Genomic DNA, 19763 nt, shown 5'->3' with positions numbered 1-19763 from the left:
TGTGTATAAGAGACAGGATCCCACCAGCTCGGGTCCGGCACGACGCCGCAAGTGACGAGGTGGACCGGCCCTTGCGTCACGGGTGGTTCGAGCGCCTCCGGCGGATCGGTTTGATCGGCAAGCACCACCACTCGGTCGCTTTGCGCGGTGACATAGCGTCGCCAGCTGTCGCCCGAGCCCCGATCGGCCACCAGCAAGACCCAATCGTTGCTTCGCTCGACGCGGTCGAGGGTCTCGCTGAACGCGTCGACGAGCTCGCCGTAATGATTGGCCGCGGCCGTGGTTTCGACGGGTGGCGCGACGACGGCGGCCCGACCGTGCGATCGCAGCCGAGTCACGATCGCGTCGACGATCGGCGCCGCGACCGCATCACCGCTCGCCACCACGCCGACGACCCGGCGACCGCGAGAGACGGTGGCGGCTCGTGACTCGCGAAGCATTACCGCCATCGCTCGGAACATCGCCGATTGCAGTTGTGGGGCCTTGGCGAGCACCTCGCTGAACGTGTCGGCGGCGATCCTCCAGACGACGCCGTCCCGAAGGGCTCGTACCCCGGCCGAGCGAGCGGCGCCGGTGATCACGCCCAGGTCTCCGATCGAGTCACCTGACGCCATCTCACGAAGCACCTGTCCGTCGAGGCCGACGGCCGCGAATCTTCCCGAGGCGATTACATAGATGGCGTCCGACGGGTCGCCCATGTGAAAGAGCCACTCGTTGGCGGGGACGTGCTGGCGACCTACGGTCTTCGTGAGCAGGTGGAGTTGTTCGTCGTCGATCTCGGCGAATAGCGGAATGCTCCGCAATGCGGCTCGCTCGTCGGCCGCACGCGGTTCGGGCGACTGCCCTTCAGCGACCATGAAAGGACGTAAGCATATTGTGCCGCTTAGCGGTAGTCCGCGCGGCGCAAAGGCGCTATGCCGGGATCAGCTCGACGCCACTCAGCACCACGGCGTTGTCGCGCGCAGGCGCGACAACGCCGGCCACCAAACGGCCATCTTCTTTCCACACGTTGACGATCAAGCTCTCGCCTGGGAACGCCACTCCGGCGAAGCGTGCGCCGTATGCGGCCACCGCCCCGGCGTCGCCGTCCAGCAGCGTGTCGACGATCGCCTTGCACGTCATGCCGTAGGTGCACAGTCCGTGCAGGATGGGCTGCGAAAAGCCATTGGCCGCAGCGAAATCCGGATCGGAGTGCAGGGGGTTGCGGTCTCCGCACAGCCGGTACAGCAGCGCCTGCTGCGGCAGGATCGGCACCTCGATCTCCAGGTCCGGCGATCGATCCGGCGCCGCGTCGGAGGTGGACGGGCCGCGTTCACCGCCGAATCCGCCTTCACCGCGGGCGAAGATCGACCGCCGCTGCGTCCACAGCACCGTGCCGTCGGGCGCGCTGACCGTCGTCTCACTCCAGATCACCGCGGCCTTGCCCTTGTCCCAGATGTCGGTGAACCGGGTGACGGCGCGGGCCGAGCCCGACGGCGGCAGCGGCCCGGGCACCTCCACCCGCTCGCTGGCGTGCAACACCTTGCCCAATTCGATGTCGATGCCGGGGAACTGCACGGTCGGCGGCTTGGTCATGTGGAAGGAGGCCGCCACGTTGCCGAACGTCGGCAGGACCTGCGGAGTGTCGTCGACGAGATACCGCAGTTCCCGCCGGTCCATCGGATCCTTGCCGGCCCCCAGCGCCAGGTGATAAAGCTGGACATCGCTACTGGTCCAAGAGAATTCGATGGGCTCCAGCTCGGCGGCCAGCGCCACAGCTACGTCAATGGGCATCTCAGCGTTCCCCCGCAATGTGCAGCGCGGCCAGATAACCGAACGTCATCGCCGGGCCGATGGTGCCGCCAGGGCCCGGGTAGGTGTGGCCCATTACCGGTGCGCTGACATTGCCCGCGGCGTACAGGCCTTCGATGATCGTGCCGTCGTCGCGCAGCGCGCGGCCGTGGACGTCGGTGCGCACGCCGCCCTTGGTGCCCAGGTCCCCGGGCACCATCTTGGCCGCGTAGTACGGCGCGTGCCTGAGCTCGCCGAGGTTGGGGTTGGGTTTGTTGGTCGGGTCGCCGTAATAGCGGTCGTAAGCGCTCTCGCCGCGGTGAAAGTCCTCGTCGACGCCGGAGCGGGCGAAGCCGTTGAACCGCTGCACGGTGGCCAGCAGTTCGGCGGCCGGCAGGCCGGCCTTGACGGCCAGCTCCTCCAGCGTGTCGGCCTGGATGATGACCCCGGAATCCAGCCACTTGCGCGGAATCCGTTGGCCCGGCTGCAATCCGGCAAAGATGTAGCGGTCGCGGTACTGCTGGTCGAAGACCAGCCACGCCGGGATGTTCTCGCCCGGACCGGGCCCCTGGCCGAATTCCCCTCCGTACATGTGATGGCAGGCCTCGACGTACGGCATCGACTCGTTCATGAACCGCTTGCCCGACATGTTGACGATGATCGATCCCGGCGAATTGCGTTCCGACAACGCGAACCAGGGCGCGCCGACCAGCGGCACCGTCGGACCCCACCAGGCGTCTTCCATCAATTCCAGTGCGGCGCCTAACTTTTCGGCGGCGACGATGCCGTCGCCGGTGTTGGCCTTGGCGCCGACGGTCCACTCGGTGGTGATGGGCGCACGCTGGTACTTCACCCGCATCTGCTCGTTGTGCTCGAAACCACCGGAGGCGAGGATCACGCCCCGCCGCGCCCGGATCAGCCGCGGCTCGGATGACTCCGAAGCCCCCGTGTCGCGGACGTAGACGCCGCGCACCACGCCGTCCTCGACGTACAGGTCGGTCAGCGCGGTGTTAAGCAACACCGGAACACCGGCCTGCTGCAACCCGATTCGCAGCGGGCCGATCAACGCCCGGCCCATGCCGACCAGGTTCTTTCCGGCCGCCTTCGCCCACATCGTGCGCGCGCCGACCTTCAGGCTGCGCAGCACGCCCCGCGGGTGTCGCTTCAGCTGGTTCAGCCGCACGTAGTCCTGTTGCATGACAACGACGTTCAACGGCACCTTGCCGTACGCGGGCTCCAGGCCGGCCATGTCCGGCCCGAGCTTGCGGGCGTCGAAGGGCTTCGGTTCGATCGAGCGGCCCTCGGCGCGGCCGCCCGGCGCCTCGGGGTAGTAGTCGGAGTAGCGCGGAACCCAGCACATCTTGAGCGGGGTGTGCTTGAGCACGAACGACAGCATCTCGGGTCCGTGTTCGAGGTAGGCGTCGATGCGCTCCGGCTCGACGATGTCGCCGATGATGCCGTGCAGGTAGGTGCGGGCGGCCTCGGGGTTGTCCCGGACGCCGTCACGCTTGAGCACCTCGTTGTTGGGAATCCAGACGCCCCCACCCGAGCGGGCGGTCGAGCCGCCGAAATGCGCAGCCTTCTCGATGACTACTGTGGAAAGGCCCCGGTGAGCGGCGGTAAGGGCAGCCACCATGCCGGCGCCGCCGCTGCCGACCACGACGACGTCGAGCTCCTGTGCTGTCATGTAGAACACGTTATAGAATTGCCCGGGCCGGGCGCTACTGGGCCGGTCACACGAACGAGGGGACTTCTGCAGATGCTCAGTGTTGCGACGCGAGACGAGCTAGCTGCCGACCTGGCGCAGGCCGAGCGGAGCCGCTCGCCGATTGCTCCGCTCACGGCCGTCCACCCGGACATCGACGTCGTCGACGCGTACGAGATCCAGCTGATCAACATCCGCCAGCGGGTCGCCGAGGGGGCCCGCGTGCTGGGCCACAAGGTGGGCCTGTCGTCGAAGGCGATCCAGCAGATGATGGGGGTCGACGAGCCGGACTACGGGCATTTGCTCGACGAGATGCAATTGTTCGAAGACACCCCCGTCAAGGCCAGCCGCTACCTGTGGCCCAGGGTCGAGGTCGAGGTCGGTTTCATCCTCAACAGCGACCTGCCGGGCGCCGACTGCACCGAGGAGGACGTGCTGGCGGCCACCGAGGCGCTGGTCCCGTCGATCGAGCTGATCGACACCAGGATCACCGATTGGAAGATCGAGCTGTGCGACACCATCGCCGACAACGCCTCGTCGGCGGGTTTCGTGCTGGGTAGGGCGCGGGTGTCCCCGCGCGACGTCGACATCAAGGGGATCGACGCCGTGCTGCGCCGCAACGGCGATGTCGTCGCGGAGGGCCGGACGGACGCGGTGCTGGGCAACCCGGTCACCGCGGTGGCCTGGCTGGCCCGCAAGGTGGAGGGCTTCGGCGTCCGGTTGCGCAAGGGCGACCTGGTTCTCCCCGGGTCGTGCACGCGCGCGATCGACGCGCATGCCGGCGACGAGTTTGTGGCCGACTTCACAGGCCTGGGCTCTGTCCATCTGTCGTTCGAGTAGCTCGAATTAAATCGTCGGACTTAAATATCAACAGCTTCGCAAAGGAGCGTCATGCCGGCTAAGGCGAGTGTGGCCATTGTCGGGTCGGGAAACATCAGCACTGACCTGCTCTACAAGTTGCTGCGGTCCGATTGGCTGGAGCCGCGCTGGATGGTGGGCATCGACCCGGAAAGCGAAGGCCTGGCCCGGGCCCGCAAGCTCGGTCTGGAGACCACGCACGAGGGGGTCGACTGGTTGCTGGCCCAGTCCGAGAAGCCCGACCTGGTCTTCGAGGCGACCAGCGCCTACGTGCACCGCGACGCCGCCCCCAAATACGAGGCCGCCGGCATCCGCGCCATCGACCTGACGCCGGCCGCGGTGGGTCCGGCGGTGATTCCGCCGGCCAACCTGCGCCAGCACCTCGACGCGCCGAACGTCAACATGATCACCTGCGGGGGACAGGCGACCATCCCGATCGTCTACGCCGTCAGCCGGGTCGTGGACGTTCCCTACGCGGAGATCGTGGCGTCGGTGGCGTCGGTCTCGGCGGGCCCGGGCACCAGGGCCAACATCGACGAGTTCACCAAGACCACCAGCAAGGGCGTTAAGACCATCGGTGGCGCCGAGCGCGGCAAGGCCATCATCATCCTCAACCCCGCCGACCCGCCGATGATCATGCGCGACACCATCTTCTGCGCTATCCCCGAGGACGCCGACCGCGACGCGATCGCGAAATCCATCCACGACGTGGTGGCCGAGGTGCAGACGTATGTGCCGGGATACCGGCTGCTGAACGAGCCGCAGTTCGACGAGCCGTCGCTCAACTCCGGCGGCCAGGCGGTGGTCACCACGTTCGTCGAGGTGGAGGGCGCCGGCGATTACCTGCCCCCGTATGCGGGCAACCTCGACATCATGACCGCCGCGGCCACCAAGGTGGGCGAGGAGATCGCCAAGGAGACGCTGTCGGTGGCAGGAGGCACGCGATGAGTAGTGACATTTTCTTCAACCCGATCTGGGACGTGCGGCTGACCGACACGTCGCTGCGGGACGGCTCGCACCACAAGCGCCACCAATTCACCAAAGAAGAAGTGGGCGCCATCGTCGCTGCCCTGGACACCGCGGGCGTGCCGGTCATCGAGGTCACCCACGGCGACGGGCTGGGCGGCTCCAGCTTCAACTACGGGTTCTCCAAGACACCCGAGCAGGAGCTGATCAAGCTGGCCGCCGAGACGGCCAAGGAGGCCAAGATCGCCTTCCTGATGCTGCCCGGGGTGGGCACCAAGGAGGACATCAAGGAGGCCCAGAACAACGGCGGGTCGATCTGCCGGATCGCCACCCATTGCACCGAGGCCGACGTGTCCATCCAGCACTTCGGCCTGGCGCGCGAGCTGGGGCTGGAAACCGTCGGGTTCCTGATGATGTCGCACACGATTCCGCCGGAGAAGCTGGCCGCCCAGGCCCGCATCATGGCCGACGCGGGCTGCCAGTGCGTGTACGTGGTCGACTCGGCCGGCGCGCTGGTCCTCGAAGGCGTGCGCGACCGGGTGGCGGCGCTGGTCGCCGAGCTGGGCGACGACGCCCAGGTGGGCTTCCACGGGCACGAGAACCTGGGGCTGGGCGTGGCCAACTCGGTGGAGGCCGTCCGGGCGGGCGCCAAGCAGATCGACGGGTCGTGCCGCCGGTTCGGTGCCGGCGCGGGCAACGCGCCCGTGGAGGCGCTAATCGGGGTGTTCGACAAGATCGGCGTCAAGACCGGCATCGACTTCTTCGACATCGCCGACGCCGCCGAGGAGGTGGTCGCTCCGGCCATGCCCGCCGAGTGCCTGCTGGACCGCAACGCCCTGATCATGGGCTATTCCGGGGTGTACTCCAGCTTCCTCAAGCACGCCATCCGCCAGTCCGAGCGCTACGGCGTGCCGGCCCACCAGCTGCTGCACCGGGCCGGTCAGCGCAAGCTCATCGGTGGCCAGGAAGACCAACTCATCGACATCGCGCTCGAAATCAAGCGCGAGCAAGAGAGCGGCGCCGCGGCCGCCAAATAGCGGCCCGTTCCCATAGGCGACGCAAAGCTATCCGGAGTAGCCTGGCGCGCATGACCGTGACATCCAGGAATACCCGTGGCCGCGGACTCTCCGGCGCGCTCGCCGGGAGTTTGCTGGCTGTTACCGCCGCGACGATGATCGCGCTGCCGGTGGCCGGCGCGGCCCCACAGTGCCAGACCGTCGGTAACTCCATCGACCAGTACCTACAGCGGCATCCCGACCTGCATGCGCAGCTGCAGGCCCAGTCGGAGGCGGAAGGCGGCGGACCCAACGTCATCGACTACCTGAACCGGCATCCCGACGTGCGGCAGCACCTGATCGACCTGTCGCAGCAGTGCGCACCCTAGTGAGCCGGCCTCGTCGCTGAACGCCATGGCGGACGCGCGCGAACGTTCGCCATTGACGAAAAAGTAGAACACGTTCTAGCGTCTATGCGTGTTCTCTGATCCTCTCACCTCAGCGATCGCCGAAGCCGAGAAATTAGTCGCCGACGCGCCCTTCATCGAGACCGAAGCCGACCTGCTCGAAGGGCTGCAGTATTTGGCGGGCTGCGTTTCGGCCTGCATCCACCTGGCCTTCGACTACGACCGCGATCACCCCTTCCTGCAGTCGGGCACCGGGCCGTTCACCAAGATGGGCCTGGACAACCCCGACACCCTCTACTTCGGTACCCGGGTGCACGCCAACCACGACTACGTGGTGACCGGACGGCGTGGCACCACGACCGACCTGAGCTTCCAGCTGCTCGGCGGTGAATACACCGACGACAACGTGCCGGCCAGCCAGGCCGCGTTCGACGACCGTGAACTCGAGATCGCGGCCGACGGCAGCTTCGAGTGGCGGGTGCGGCCCACCAGCAATGGCCAGCTGGTCATCCGCGAGGTGTACGGCGACTGGTCGGCACAGCGTGGCACGCTGGCGATCTCCCGGCTGGACACCGCCGGCACCGCCCCGCCGCCCCTGACCCGGGAGACCATCGAAAAGCGTTACGCCACAGCCGGAAAGCAGCTCGTGAACCGGGTGAAGACGTGGCTGCAGTTCCCGCAGTGGTTCTACCTCGATCTTCCGGTCAACACCATGGTCGCGCCCCGGTTGACGCCTGGCGGCCTGGCGACCCAGTACTCGTCGGTGGGCCACTACGACCTGCGCCCCGATCAGGCGCTGGTGATCACCATCCCGGTCTCCGACGCGCCCTATCTCGGCTTCCAGCTGGGCAGCCTGTGGTACATCTCGCTGGACTACATCAATCACCAGACATCGCTGAACAACACTCAGGCACAGGCGGATCCGGACGGCAAGGTGCGCATCGTCGTCGCCGACCAGAATCCGGGAGTGACCAACTGGGTGGAGACGCTCGGCCATCGGCGGGGCTTCCTGCAGTTCCGCTGGCAGCGGGTGTCCCGACAGCTCACCGAGGCCGACGGACCCACCGTGGAGGTGGTCGACTTCGACGCCGTCCCGGCCGCGCTGCCGTACTTCGAACACAATAAGATCTCCGACGACGAATGGCGTGCGCGAATAACGCTGCGCCAACAACAAATTGCGGCCAGGATGCTGGGGTGACGATGTCAGGATTGCTCAACGAGAAGGTCGTCGTCATCAGCGGCGTAGGACCGGGACTCGGCACCACGCTGGCGCACCGGTTCTCGAAGGACGGTGCCGACCTGGTGCTGGCGGCGCGCACGGTGGAACGGCTGGAAAGCGTCGCCAAGGAGGTCAACGACGCCGGGCACAAGGCGTTGGCCGTGCGCTGTGACATCACCGACGACGACGAGGTCAGCTACCTCGTCGAGACGACCATGGCCACCTACGGCAAGGTCGACGTGCTGATCAACAACGCCTTCCGCGTGCCGTCCATGAAGCCGTTGGCCGGCACCAGTTTTCAGCACATCCGCGACGCCATCGAGCTCAGCGCGCTCGGCGCGTTGCGGCTCATCCAGGCCTTCACGCCCGCACTGGAAAAGTCGCACGGGTCGATCGTCAACGTCAACTCCATGGTGCTGCGGCACTCCCAGGCCAAATACGGCGCCTACAAGATGGCCAAGTCGGCGCTGCTGTCCATGTCGCAGTCGCTGGCCACCGAGCTCGGCGAGAAGGGCATTCGCGTCAATTCGGTTGCCCCCGGCTATATCTGGGGCGACACCCTGCAGGCTTACTTCGAACACCAGGCGGGCAAGTACGGCACCACGGTGGACCAGATCTACGCGGCCACGGCGGCGAACTCCGACCTGAAGCGCCTACCCACCGAAGACGAGGTGGCCTCGGCCATCCTGTTCCTGGCCAGCGACCTGTCCAGTGGCATCACCGGGCAGACGCTCGACGTCAACTGCGGGGAGTATCACACGTAATGTCCGATCGCACCGATATCGGCACCGTCGACGAACTGCACGCGTCCGCCACCAAGCTCACCGGACTGGACGACTTCGGCGCCAACGACGACAACTATCTCGAGGCGCTGGAGGTGCTGCTCGACTCGTACCGGCGCGAGGCGGGCCTAACGGTGTTGGGCAGCAAGATGAATCGGTTCTTCCTACGCGGCGCGCTGGTCGCCAGGCTCCTGTCGGAGGCTTCGTGGAAGCAGTACCCGCAGCACGCCGACGTCGTCATCGAACGCCCGATTTTCGTCACCGGCCTGGTGCGCACCGGCACCACCGCGCTGCACCGGCTGTTGGGAGCCGACCCCGCGCACCAGGGCTTGCACATGTGGCTGGCCGAATTCCCCCAGCCCCGCCCGCCACGCGAAACCTGGGAGTCGCACCCCCTCTACCAACAGCTCGACGCGCAATTCACCAGGCACCATCAGGAGAACCCCGGCTACACCGGTCTGCACTTCATGGCGGCGTACGAGCTGGAGGAGTGCTGGCAGCTGCTCCGGCAGTCGCTGCATTCGGTGTCCTACGAGACGCTCGCCCACGTCCCCACCTACGCGCAGTGGCTGGCGGGGCAGGATTGGACGCCGTCGTACCAACGGCACCGCAAGAACCTCCAGCTGATCGGCCTCAACGACACCGAAAAGCGTTGGGTGCTCAAGAATCCCAGCCACCTGTTTGCGCTGGACGCGCTGATGGCGACCTATCCCGACGCGCTGGTGATTCAGACGCATCGGCCGGTCGAGACGATCATGGCTTCGATGTGCTCGCTGGCCCAGCACACCGCCGAGGGCTGGTCGACGTCGTTCGACGGGGCGCAAATCGGTGCCGACGCGATGGACACCTGGTCGCGCGGGTTGGAACGATTCAACGTCGCCCGCGCCAAGTATTCGCCCGCCCAGTTTTATGACGTCGACTACAAGGAGCTCATCGCCGATCCGATCGGCACCGTCGCAGACATTTACCGGCATTTCGGGTTGACGCTGACCGACGAGGCGCGGGCGGCCATGGAGAAGACGCACGCCGACAGCCAATCCGGCGAGCGCGCGCCGAAGCACCGGTACTCGCTGGCCGACTACGGGCTGACCGTCGAAACCGTCAAGGAGCGCTTCGCCGGGCTGTGATTCAGTCGTCCTCGGGCGTCGGCTCGCCCAGGTAGCCCTCCGCGACGGCGTGTTCGATGCTGTCGCTCAACTTGGGACAGGACCGGGTGCGGGCGGTATTGCCGCCGGAGTTGCGCACCTCGGTGAAATGCGCGCAGCGTTGCCACGCCTCGGTGTTCCATTGCACCGCGGTGTGGCCCGGGCCCAGCCTCCGGACGGTGACGGTGACGTGGCAGAACCGGCAGTCCACCGGCAGTAGCCCCGAGCTGAGGTAGCGCTCGCGGTCGGCGCGACTGGCCTCGGCGACGGCGGCCGCGCGTTGCGGATCGTTGGCGAAATCCCTTGACTTCGACCAGGATCCGGAGCCGTCATTGCGGGCGGGCGCGTCGTCGTGGTCGTGATGATCGCCGTGCAGCAGCAGCATCGACCGAGCGAGCCGATCGACGTCGGGAACCGCCGGCTGATCGTCGGACATGTCGGTCAGTGTTGCTCCGCCGGAACGTCTTCGGAATCCCTGGCCTTCAGGTTCTCCTCGACCTCGGCGTTCCAGTACTCGTTGGCGCGGGTGGTGTCCACCTCGATCTCGAAGCGCTCCACCATTTCCGGCTGGATGTCGGCCACGTCCACGTAGAACTGCTGATACCAGCGGCGCAGCTGATAGACGGCGCCGTCCTCCTCGACCAGCAGCGGGTTGTCGATGCGGGTCTTGTGCTTCCAGATCTCGACATCCTGCAGGAAGCCCTTGCTGACGCCTTCGGTGAACACCCGCGAGAGCTTGTCGGTCATGGCTTCGTCCATGCCCTTGGGCTTTTCGACGATGACGCCCCACTGCAGCACGAACGAGTTCTGGGTCACGGGGTAGTGACAGTTGATCAGGATCGACTCGGCCTTGTAGCCGCCGTAGCTGTTGTGCAGCCAGTTGATCATGAACGACGGCCCGAAGTACGAAGCCTCCGAATCGAGGTGCGCCTCGCCGTAGGAGGTGCCCAGGTCATTGACGTCCTGCCGGCCCACGTTGTGCAGGTACTGCGAGGCGATGTGGCCCTCGAAGACGTTCTTAAAGTAGGTCGGCAACCCGAAATGGATGTAAAAGAAGTGCGCCATGTCGGTGACGTTGTCGATGATGTCGCGGCAGTTCGACCCCTCGATCAGGATGCGGTTCCACCGCCATTCGGTCCACTCGTCGCTGGCCGCTTCCGGGATGTCGGGAATCCGGACCGCGGGGTCCGGCGGATTCTGTTCGTGGTCGTGCCAGACGAACAGCAGGCCGCCCCGCACATCGGTCGTCCACGAGCGGGTGCGCGCCGTCTTGGGCGTGCGCTTGGCGTAGGGCACCAGCTTGCAGCGGCCGTCGCCGCCCCACCGCCAGTCGTGGAACGGGCAGGCCACCTCGTCGCCCTTGATGGTGCCTTCCGACAGGTCCCCGCCCATGTGGCGGCAGTAGCCGTCCAGAACCTTGAGGTCGCCCTGCGAGTCGGCGAAAACCACCAGCTTGGTGCCGAACGCCTCGACGGAGTGCGGCTTACCGTCCTGGAAGTCCTTTGCCACACCGAGGCAATGCCAGCCCCGGGCGTACCTGGTCGGCAATGCGCCGGGATCGATCTCCCGGATGCCGACCGCCTTGGTGTCGGTACTCACCTGTCACCTCCAACTCACTGCCCCTCTAACTAGAACACGTTACAGTTTTGCGGTGTCGCCGCGCAACGACGGCGAGTCTGGCTGGGCTTTCCCGCGACGCCTCGGCGCTCGGGGTATATCTAGACGATGCCGCTGTTTGCTTTCGAAGGCCGGGCGCCGCGGGTAGACCCCACCGCGTTCGTGGCCCCGACCGCCACCCTGATCGGCGACGTCGTCGTCGAGGCCGGTGCGTCGGTGTGGTTCAACACCGTGCTGCGCGGCGATTACGGGCCCATCGTGGTGCGCGAGGGCGCGAACGTCCAGGACGGGTCGGTGCTGCACGCGCCGCCGGGCATACCGGTCGACATCGGCCCGGGCGCCACCGTGGCGCACATGTGCTGCATTCACGGGGTGCACGTCGGTTCCGAGGCGATGATCGCCAACCACGCCACCGTCCTCGACGGCGCCGTGATCGGCGCGCGCAGCCTGGTCGCCGCCCACTCGTTGGTGACGGCCGGCACCCAGATTCCCGCCGGCATGCTGGCGGTCGGCTCGCCGGCACAGATCAAGGGCCCGGTCGCCGGAACGGGCGCCGAGGTGTGGATAAAGGTGAATCCGCAGGCCTATCGCGAGCTGGCGCAGCGGCACTTGGCCGGGCTCGAGCCGCTTTAGACCTTGCGGGCCGACGCGGCCGCGCGGTCCATCTCCCAGTACGCGCGCAGGGCGGTCAGCTTGCCCTCGTCGTTGGCCTTGTACGTGAAGACGCCTTCGGCGGTCACCTGATAGTCGCCGTGGGTGATCAGGATGTGGCCGACGTTGGCTTCCTCGTTGCCGCACTGGTACGTGTCGCGAAAGACGAACTCGATCCGCTTGGTCGGGGCGATGGCCTTGTCCCAGAAGGCCGCGATCGCGTCGCGGCCCCGGTGGCCCTTGCCTTCCGGATCGAAGGCCGACGGGCCGATCGGGTCCTCCACGATGGCGTCGTCGGCGAAAACCGCCAGCCACGCCTCCTTGTCCCTGGCGATCACAGCCTCGCGCGAGCGCCGGCCGGCGTCGTGCGCGGGGTGCTCAGCCATCGGCGCCGACCTTTTCCGGCCTCGGCTTGTCCGCACCGACCACCCACATGGAGTAGTACTGCGAACCGCCGCCGTAGGCGTGTCCCAACGCCTTGCGCGCGTTCGGAACCTGGTGATCGCCACCCTTGCCCATCACCTGAATCGCCGCCTCGGCGAACCGGATCAGGCCCGAGGCGCCGATCGGATTCGACGACAACACTCCGCCCGACGGGTTGACGGGCAACCGTCCACCGATCGCCGTCTCGCCGGCCTCGGTGAGCTTCCAACCCTCGCCCTCGGGCGCAAAGCCGAGGTTTTCCAACCACATCGGCTCGAACCAGGAGAACGGTACGTAGATCTCGGCCGCGTCGATCTCGTCGATCGGGCTGGTGATGCCGGCCGCCTTCCACAGCGCGGCGGCCGCGTCGCGCCCCGCCTGCGGGCTGACCTGGTCGCGCCCGGAGAACTGCAGCGGCTCGGTGCGCAACGCGGTGGCGTGGATCCACGCCACCGGATTTCCCTGCGCCAGGCGGGCTTCGGCGGCCTCCTCGTTGCCGATCACGACGGCGGCGGCGCCGTCGGACGACGGGCAGGTCTCGTCGTAACGGATCGGGTCCCACAGCATGGGCGACTCCATCACCTTCTCGACGGTGATGTCGGGTTGGTGCAGGTGCGCCAGCGGATTGCGGGCCCCGTTGAGCCGGTCCTTGACCGCGACGATGGCGCCGATGTTCAGCGGCGCGCCAGACCTGCGGATGTAGGAGCGCACGTGCGGGGCGAAGTACCCACCCGCGCCGGCGCCCACCGGCTTGATGAAGGGGATCGGAATCGACAACGCCCACATGGCGTTTGACTCCGACTGCTTCTCCCACGCCATCGCCAGCACGCGCCGGTATTTCCCGGACTGCACCAGGCTGGCGGCCACCACTCCGGTTGATCCGCCGACCGAGCCCGCGGTGTGCACCCGGATCAGCGGCTTGCCCGTCGCGCCCACGGCGTCGGCCATGAACAGCTCGGGCATCATGACGCCCTCGAAGAAGTCGGGCGCCTTGCCGACCACGACGGCGTCGATGTCGTCGAAGGTGGAACCGGAGTCGGCCAGCGCCCGGTCGATGGCCTCGCGCACCAGGCCGTTCATCGAAACGTCTTGGCGCTTGGCCACATATTTCGTCTGCCCGGTACCGAGTACCGCGGCTAGGTGCGCACCTGCACCGGCCATCAGTTCTTTCCTTCCATGACCGCAACCAGGTTCTGTTGCAACGCGGGCCCGCTGGTGGCGTGCGCAAGCACCCGCTGCGCCGACCCGTTCCAGATGTGTTGCGCCGCAAACCCGATCCGCTCCAGGCCGGCGACGAACATGGGGTTGGCGGCCAGCGCGCCGCCGGACGGATTCACCTTGGTCGGCCCCGGTATCCGGATGGCCTCCTCGATGATCAGGTGCTGGTGGGTGAAGGGCGCGCAAATCTCGGCCACGTCGAGGTTGTCGGTCTTGCCACCCGTGGCCACTTTGGCCGCCGCCCTGGTCGACGGGGACTCGGTGAGGTCGCGCGCACCCAGCGCGGGGGTTTCGATGCGGTGCTCGATCCCCGTGATCCAGGCGGGATTCTCCCGCAGCTCGCGTGCCCGGTCGTCGGCCGCGAGCACGATCGCGGCGGCGCCGTCGGTGATCGGGGCGATGTCATGGCGTCGCAGCGGCTCGGCGAAGAACGGCCTCTCGAGCAGGTCGGCGACGTTAATCGTCGGCTCGAGGTTGTCCACCCGGCGTGCGTTGGCAAAGGAATCGAACGCGACACGCGCCATCTGCTCTTCGGTCCACTTGCCGGTGTCGAGCCCGATGCGGGCCTGCAGGCCCGCCATGGAGATCGAATCCGGCCACAGCGGGGCGACGGTGTAAGGGTCGGTCTGCCGCGAAAGGATCTGCCGCAGAATGCCCGCCGACGACTTACCGAATCCGTACACCAGCGCGGTGTCGACCTCGCCGGTCAGGATCTTGATGTAGGCCTCGTACAGGGCCCAGGCCGCGTCCATCTCCACGTGTGACTCGTTGATCGGCGGTACCGCGCCGATCGAGTCGATCGCCGAGATGAACGAGAATGCCCGCCCGGCGAGGTAATCCGAGGACCCCGAGCACCAAAAGCCGATGTCGCCCTTGGTGATTCCGAGGTCCTCGTAGAGCTGGGCGAAGCACGGCATCAGCATCTCGACGCCGTTGGTGGTGCCGTCGGTGCGGCGGACGTGTGGGGCGTGGGCGAAGCCGACGACCGCAACGTTGCGAGCGCTCATTGGTAGGTGTGCCCTTTACAGGTGGTGCTTGTAGGTGTCGTATTCGGCGTCGGGCTCACCCGTCGGCCGGAAGTACTCGATGTTGTCGATGCCAAAACCCCACTCCTCGCGGGGTTTCCACACCGCCTCGACGCGCATGCCCATGCGCACCTCGTGCGCGTCGACGTCGGCGACCAGATGCAGGAACGGGATGTCCGCCCCGTCGAGCAGCACGTAGGCCGCCACGTACGGCGGTTTGATGCGCTGGCCCTGGAACGGGATGTTGATGATCGCGAACGTCGTGACGGTGCCCTTGTCGGGCAGCTCGACGAACTCCGTCGTGGGCTGGCCGGTGGCCGGGTCCGCGCCGTGCGGCGGGAAGTAGACCTTTCCCTCTTTTCCGGTGCGGGCGCCCAACAGCTTGCCCTGGGCGATCGCGCGCAGGTAGGCGCTCTCCTCGTGCGAGGCGGTGTGCTGAATCGTCAGCGAGATGGGTGTGACGATCATGGTCACCGGATCCTGTTCGCCCGCAGCCGCTTCCGACACGGGCTCGGCTTCCTCCCCGAGCGCGAAGTAGGCGATGTCGGTGATCGCGCCCACCGGTTCGTCGGCCCAGTGCACATGCACCCGGGCGCCGGTCCGAATGGCGTCGGGGCTGCCGGCGTCGACGGCATGCATCAGCGGGGTGTCCGCGCCGTCGAGCTTGATCAACGCCCAGGCGAACGGACGGTCCAGCGGCTGGCCCTCTATCGGGTCGGGCTGCCAGGTCCAGGACACGACGGTGCCGACGCTGGACACCGGCACCATCTCGCCCAGCGGCTCGTATGTGACCGGGTCGTACTCCGCGGGCGGTACGTGCACCCGGCCATCCGATCCGCGCACGCCCAGGACGTGGCGTTCACGCAGCGCGGTGAAGAACTTGCTTAGCGTGGGGCCGACCGAACGGGTGTAGTCGAAAGACAACGTCAGTGGCGCGGAGAGTGGCGGTTCCGTGGGATCCGTCAAGGTCGGGCTGCTCGAGCTGGCTGTCACGCCATCGAGTAGAACAGGTTCTAAGAACGGTTTCAACATCGGGTCCCTTCGGAAGGTCAGTGACTATGAAGCTTGGGTTGCAGCTCGGGTATTGGGGCGCTCAGCCGTCGGAGAACCACGCGGAACTCGTCGCCGCGGCCGAGGAGACCGCGTTCGACGCCGTGTTCACGGCCGAGGCGTGGGGATCGGACGCCTACACGCCGCTGGCCTGGTTGGGCTCGTCGACGCACCGGCTGCGGCTGGGCACCTCGGTGATCCAGCTGTCCGCGCGCACACCGACCGCGACCGCGATGGCCGCGCTGACGCTCGACCACCTCTCCGGCGGCCGGCACATCCTCGGGCTCGGCGTGTCCGGCCCGCAGGTGGTCGAGGGCTGGTACGGCCGGCCGTTCCCCAAGCCGCTGGCCCGCACCCGCGAGTACATCGACATCATGCGGCAGGTGTGGGCGCGGGAGAAGCCGGTGACCAGCGACGGCCCGCACTATCCGCTGCCGCTGACCGGGGAGCAGACGACCGGCCTGGGCAAGCCGCTCAAGCCGATCACCCACCCGCTGCGCGCCGACATCCCGATCATGCTGGGCGCCGAGGGGCCGAAGAACGTGGCGCTGGCCGCCGAGATCTGCGACGGCTGGCTGCCCATCTTCTACACGCCGCGGATGGCCGACACCTACAACGAATGGCTCGACGAGGGGTTCGCCCGGCCCGGGGCGCGCCGCGGCCGCGAGGACTTCGAGATCTGCGCGACCGCGAACATCGTCATCACCGACGACCGCGCCGCCGCCTTCGCGGCCATGAAGCCCTATCTGGCCCTCTACATGGGTGGCATGGGCGCCGAGGACACCAACTTCCACGCCGACGTGTACCGGCGGATGGGTTATGCCGAGGTGGTCGACGACGTGACGAAGCTGTTCCGCAGCAACCAGAAGGACAAGGCCGCGGAGATCATTCCCGACGAGGTGGTCGACGACGCCGCGATCGTCGGCGATATCAACTACGTCCGTGAGCAGGTCAAGGTCTGGGAGGCCGCCGGCGTCACCATGATGGTGGTCAACGGACGCAACGAGGCGCAGATCAGGGAGCTCGCCACGCTGATCTAGCCGATCCTTGCCAGGGGATTAGAACGCGTTCTAGTGTGGCCCGATGACAGCCTCGCAGCACACTATCGCGGGCACGGTACTGACCATGCCGGTGCGGATCCGCAGGGCAAATCAGCACATGGCGATGTTCTCGGTCGACGCCGACGCCGCGCAACAGATGATCGACTACAGCGGCCTGCAGGTGTGCCGCTACCTGCCCGGCCGCGCGATCGTCGTCCTGATGTTGATGCACTACATCGACGGCGATCTGGGCCAGTACCACGAGTTCGGCACGAGCGTCATGGTCAACCCGCCCGGTTCGAAGGCCTCCGGGCCGCGCGCGTTGCAGTCGGCCGGCGCCTTCATCCACCACCTGCCCGTCGACCAGGCATTCACCTTGGAGGCGGGCACCAAGATCTGGGGCTACCCGAAGGTTATGGGCGAGTTCACCGTCACCGAAGGTGAGCATTTCAGTTTCGATCTCAGCATCGACGGCCAACCGGTGATCGGGATGGATTTTCGCCGCGGCCTGCCATTCCGGCTGACCCCGCGCCAGCAAGAGCAGCGCAGCTACTCACACCGCGACGGCGTCACCCGCGAGACCGCCTTCGAGCACACGCTGGACGGCGTGCGCACCCGCTTCGGCGGAGTGCGGGTCCGGCTGGGCGATCATCCGTACTCGAAAGAGCTTGCGGCGCTGGGTCTTCCAAAACGCGCTCTAGTGTCCAGTTCGGCTCAAAACGTCCAAATGACCTTCGGTGATGCTCAGGAGATCTCATGACCATGACGAGGCCCGACGTCGACCTCACCGACGGCGCTTTCTACGCGGGCGATTCCCGGCCCGTCTACCGCTGGATGCGCGAGAACGAGCCGGTCTTCCGGGATCGCAACGGATTAGCGGCCGCCTCCACCTATCAGGCCGTGATCGAGGCCGAGCGCAACCCCGAGTTGTTCTCCAACGCGGGCGGCATTCGGCCCGACCAAGACGGCGTCGAGATGATGATCGAGATGGACGACCCGCAACACCTGTTGCGCCGCAAGCTCGTCAACTCCGGTTTCACCCGCAAGCGCGTGAAAGACCTTGAAGCCAAGATTGTTTCGCTGTGTGACACGCTCATCGACGCGGTCTGCGAGCGCGGTGAGTGTGACTTCGTCTGGGACCTCGCGGCGCCGCTGCCCATGGCCGTCATCGGCGACATGCTCGGCGTGCGGCCCGAAGAGCGCAAGATGTTCCTCAAGTGGTCCGACGACCTGGTGAGCTTCTTGAGCAGCACCGCGGCGGAATCCGATTTCCAGGTCACCATGGACGCCTTCGCGGCCTACAGCCAATACATGATGGGGATGATCGAGGCCCGCAAGAAGGAGCCGACCGACGACCTGGTCAGCGTCCTCGTGCACGCCGAAGTCGAGGGCTCGCACCTCGAAGACCACCAGATCGTCACCGAGGTGCTGCTGCTGCTGATCGGCGGCGACGAGACCACGCGCCACACGCTGTCCGGCGGGACGCGGCAGCTGCTGCTGCACCCGGATCAGCACCGGCGCCTGGCGGCCGATCTGAGCCTGCTGCCCAACGCGATCGAGGAGATGCTCCGTTGGACCGCGCCGGTGAAGAACATGGCGCGCACGATCACCGCCGACACCGAATTCCACGGCACCCAGCTGCACCAGGGCGAGAAGATGATCCTGCTGTTCGAGTCGGCGAACTTCGACGAGAAGGTCTTCGACGACCCGGAGAGCTTCAACATCGAGCGCTACCCGAACAACCACCTCGCCTTCGGTTTCGGGACGCACTTCTGCCTCGGCAACCAGCTCGCCCGGCTGGAGCTGTCCATCATGCAGAGCCGGCTGCTGCAGCGCCTGCCGGACATGCGGCTGGCGTCGGACGCCGATCTGCCCTTGCGGCCGGCCAACTTCGTGTCCGGCCTGGAGAAGATGCCGGTGGCGTTCACGCCGGGCCCCCCGCTGGGCTGAGGCCTCTCGTGCGCCGAACGTGAAGCCAGGGCGGAAATCCGGCCGGAAACCCGCCCTGAGTTCACGCTCGGCGCGCCCAAGCGGCGGCCACCCGAGCGATGATGCCGCCTGGGGTGTCTTCGGCCGTGACCCGGATGGCGGTCCATCCCAGTTCCGGCAGCGCTTCGAAACGGGCGATGTCCCTTCGAAATTGCCTGCGGTCCGTTCGGTGGTGATCGCCTTCGTACTCGAGCGCGATTTTGGCGTCCTCCCAACCCAAATCGAGGACGGCGATCAGCTCCCCGTACTCCCCGAAGACCGGGATCTGGGTCTGCGGCCGCGGATAGCCGGCCTCGATGAGCAGCAGCCGCAGCCACGTCTCGCGCGGTGACTCGGAGCCCGCGTCGACGAGTGTCAGCGCCCGCTTCGCGCGCCGAACGCCCCGCCGGCCTGGGTAACGATCGGCGAGCAATTCGACGTCCGCAATCTTGAGGTTGGTGGCCCGGGCGAGCGCATCGATGGCGGCGACCGCGGTGCCGGTGGGGTATCGGCAGGCCAGGTCGAAAGCGGTGCGTTCCGGCGTGGTGGTGACGATGCCGCCGACCGGCTGGGTTTCATCGAAGGAGACCTGATCCGACCAGGTGTGAATCCCGATCGGTGGCCGACGGTGCTCGTACAGCAATTGAGCAGGCCTCCGGGCGTCGACCCACTTGGCGCCGTGCAGCGCCGACGCGGAATGTCCGGCGACGATGCCCCGTCGCCGCGACCAGAGCCAGGCGGCATGGGCACGCGTCCTCGCGCTCATTTCCACGTCGTGCGGGAAGTACACGTCGGGACAGATTGCGGCGAATCGGGTTCGCAGGCGGTGTCGGGTCAGCGCGCCGGACGCAAGCGCTTCGCTGCCGATGAATGGTTCTGCCACGCGGGCAGTGTGTCTACGGCTACCGACAACCGCGCCGAGCG

Annotated in this window: 21 protein-coding genes; 11 read left to right on the top strand and 10 right to left on the bottom strand. The window is 66.9% G+C overall.

From position 1 onward, the window contains the following. From WU80_RS14075 to kstD, 3 genes are all read right to left on the bottom strand, one after another. Positions 1–857, bottom strand: an 857-nt coding sequence (locus WU80_RS14075; protein ID WP_156371790.1) for a cyclic nucleotide-binding domain-containing protein, incomplete at its 3' end; no start/stop codon positions are given. Positions 858–912: 55 nt separating this feature from the next. Then, positions 913–1773, bottom strand: coding sequence for a MaoC/PaaZ C-terminal domain-containing protein (locus WU80_RS14070; RefSeq protein WP_055403219.1), 861 nt, complete (start codon positions 1771–1773; stop codon positions 913–915). 1 nt (position 1774) lies between these two features. Beyond that, entirely contained in the window at positions 1775–3457 is a 1683-nt protein-coding gene (gene kstD / locus WU80_RS14065) for a 3-oxosteroid 1-dehydrogenase (protein WP_055403222.1), read from the bottom strand. A gap of 72 nt (positions 3458–3529) precedes the next feature. Between kstD and WU80_RS14060 the strand changes: the two genes are divergently transcribed. The 7 genes from WU80_RS14060 (at position 3530) to WU80_RS14030 (ending at position 9829) form a co-directional block, all read left to right on the top strand. Further along, the gene (locus tag WU80_RS14060) at positions 3530–4315 is read left to right on the top strand and encodes a 2-keto-4-pentenoate hydratase (protein ID WP_055403218.1); all 786 of its coding nucleotides are present in this window, start codon (positions 3530–3532) and stop codon (positions 4313–4315) included. Positions 4316–4366: 51 nt separating this feature from the next. Beyond that, entirely contained in the window at positions 4367–5281 is a 915-nt protein-coding gene (locus tag WU80_RS14055; RefSeq protein WP_055403217.1) for an acetaldehyde dehydrogenase (acetylating), read from the top strand. Then, positions 5278–6336 carry a 4-hydroxy-2-oxovalerate aldolase gene (dmpG, locus tag WU80_RS14050; protein WP_055403216.1) on the top strand — a complete coding sequence of 353 codons (1059 nt, stop codon included), beginning with the start codon at positions 5278–5280 and terminating at the stop codon, positions 6334–6336. Before WU80_RS14055 ends, dmpG begins: the two co-directional genes overlap by 4 nt. A 50-nt stretch (positions 6337–6386) precedes the next feature. After that, the gene (locus WU80_RS14045) at positions 6387–6683 is read left to right on the top strand and encodes a hypothetical protein (protein WP_055403215.1); all 297 of its coding nucleotides are present in this window, start codon (positions 6387–6389) and stop codon (positions 6681–6683) included. An 88-nt stretch (positions 6684–6771) separates the two neighbouring features. Further along, positions 6772–7899 carry a hypothetical protein gene (locus WU80_RS14040; protein WP_055403214.1) on the top strand — a complete coding sequence of 376 codons (1128 nt, stop codon included), beginning with the start codon at positions 6772–6774 and terminating at the stop codon, positions 7897–7899. Between the two features lie 2 nt (positions 7900–7901). Beyond that, the gene (locus tag WU80_RS14035) at positions 7902–8684 is read left to right on the top strand and encodes an SDR family oxidoreductase (protein WP_055403213.1); all 783 of its coding nucleotides are present in this window, start codon (positions 7902–7904) and stop codon (positions 8682–8684) included. Further along, positions 8684–9829 (top strand): sulfotransferase, encoded by a 1146-nt coding sequence (locus WU80_RS14030; protein ID WP_055403212.1) that lies wholly within the window; start codon positions 8684–8686, stop codon positions 9827–9829. Before WU80_RS14035 ends, WU80_RS14030 begins: the two co-directional genes overlap by 1 nt. Before the next feature lies 1 nt (position 9830). Here the strand turns inward: WU80_RS14030 and WU80_RS14025 are convergent, their stop codons facing one another. Further along, a complete protein-coding gene (locus WU80_RS14025) occupies positions 9831–10283 on the bottom strand; it encodes a hypothetical protein (protein WP_055403211.1) in 453 nt (150 codons plus the stop codon). Positions 10284–10288: 5 nt separating this feature from the next. Continuing rightward, on the bottom strand, positions 10289–11446 hold the full coding sequence (locus WU80_RS14020; RefSeq protein WP_055403210.1) for a Rieske 2Fe-2S domain-containing protein: 1158 nt from the start codon (positions 11444–11446) through the stop codon (positions 10289–10291). A gap of 126 nt (positions 11447–11572) precedes the next feature. On the opposite strand from WU80_RS14020, the gene WU80_RS14015 reads away from it, so the two are divergent. Further along, on the top strand, positions 11573–12097 hold the full coding sequence (locus WU80_RS14015) for a gamma carbonic anhydrase family protein (protein WP_055403209.1): 525 nt from the start codon (positions 11573–11575) through the stop codon (positions 12095–12097). Here the strand turns inward: WU80_RS14015 and WU80_RS14010 are convergent. The 4 genes from WU80_RS14010 to WU80_RS13995 are packed head-to-tail and all read right to left on the bottom strand — an operon-like array spanning position 12094 to position 15774. Then, positions 12094–12501 (bottom strand): nuclear transport factor 2 family protein, encoded by a 408-nt coding sequence (locus WU80_RS14010; protein ID WP_055403208.1) that lies wholly within the window; start codon positions 12499–12501, stop codon positions 12094–12096. The genes WU80_RS14015 and WU80_RS14010 overlap by 4 nt on opposite strands. Next, a complete protein-coding gene (locus WU80_RS14005; RefSeq protein WP_055403207.1) occupies positions 12494–13699 on the bottom strand; it encodes a thiolase domain-containing protein in 1206 nt (401 codons plus the stop codon). The genes WU80_RS14010 and WU80_RS14005 overlap by 8 nt, the downstream gene beginning before the upstream one ends. Then, positions 13699–14763 carry a thiolase domain-containing protein gene (locus WU80_RS14000; RefSeq protein ID WP_055403206.1) on the bottom strand — a complete coding sequence of 355 codons (1065 nt, stop codon included), beginning with the start codon at positions 14761–14763 and terminating at the stop codon, positions 13699–13701. Before WU80_RS14000 ends, WU80_RS14005 begins: the two co-directional genes overlap by 1 nt. Before the next feature lie 15 nt (positions 14764–14778). After that, positions 14779–15774 (bottom strand): Zn-ribbon domain-containing OB-fold protein, encoded by a 996-nt coding sequence (locus WU80_RS13995; RefSeq protein WP_055403205.1) that lies wholly within the window; start codon positions 15772–15774, stop codon positions 14779–14781. Positions 15775–15839: 65 nt separating this feature from the next. Here WU80_RS13995 and WU80_RS13990 point away from each other — a divergent pair, with 65 nt between their 5' ends. From WU80_RS13990 to WU80_RS13980, 3 genes are read left to right on the top strand one after another with little or no spacing between them, the layout of a single operon-like run. After that, complete coding sequence (locus WU80_RS13990; RefSeq protein ID WP_055403204.1) at positions 15840–16871, top strand: LLM class F420-dependent oxidoreductase; 1032 nt, start codon at positions 15840–15842, stop codon at positions 16869–16871. A gap of 43 nt (positions 16872–16914) precedes the next feature. Beyond that, positions 16915–17631, top strand: coding sequence for an acetoacetate decarboxylase family protein (locus WU80_RS13985; protein ID WP_055403203.1), 717 nt, complete (start codon positions 16915–16917; stop codon positions 17629–17631). A 2-nt stretch (positions 17632–17633) separates the two neighbouring features. After that, positions 17634–18821, top strand: coding sequence for a cytochrome P450 (locus tag WU80_RS13980; protein ID WP_156349541.1), 1188 nt, complete (start codon positions 17634–17636; stop codon positions 18819–18821). A gap of 61 nt (positions 18822–18882) precedes the next feature. Here the strand turns inward: WU80_RS13980 and WU80_RS13975 are convergent, their stop codons facing one another. Continuing rightward, positions 18883–19722 carry a hypothetical protein gene (locus tag WU80_RS13975; protein ID WP_055403201.1) on the bottom strand — a complete coding sequence of 280 codons (840 nt, stop codon included), beginning with the start codon at positions 19720–19722 and terminating at the stop codon, positions 18883–18885. Positions 19723–19763: the final 41 nt, after the last annotated feature.

The sequence above is a fragment of the Mycobacterium sp. UM_11 genome (genome assembly GCF_001414075.1).
Classification (GTDB): Bacteria; Actinomycetota; Actinomycetes; order Mycobacteriales; family Mycobacteriaceae; genus Mycobacterium.
The sequence above is the reverse complement of the archived record's forward strand: the minus strand, read 5'-3'. Positions and strand labels throughout refer to the sequence as shown.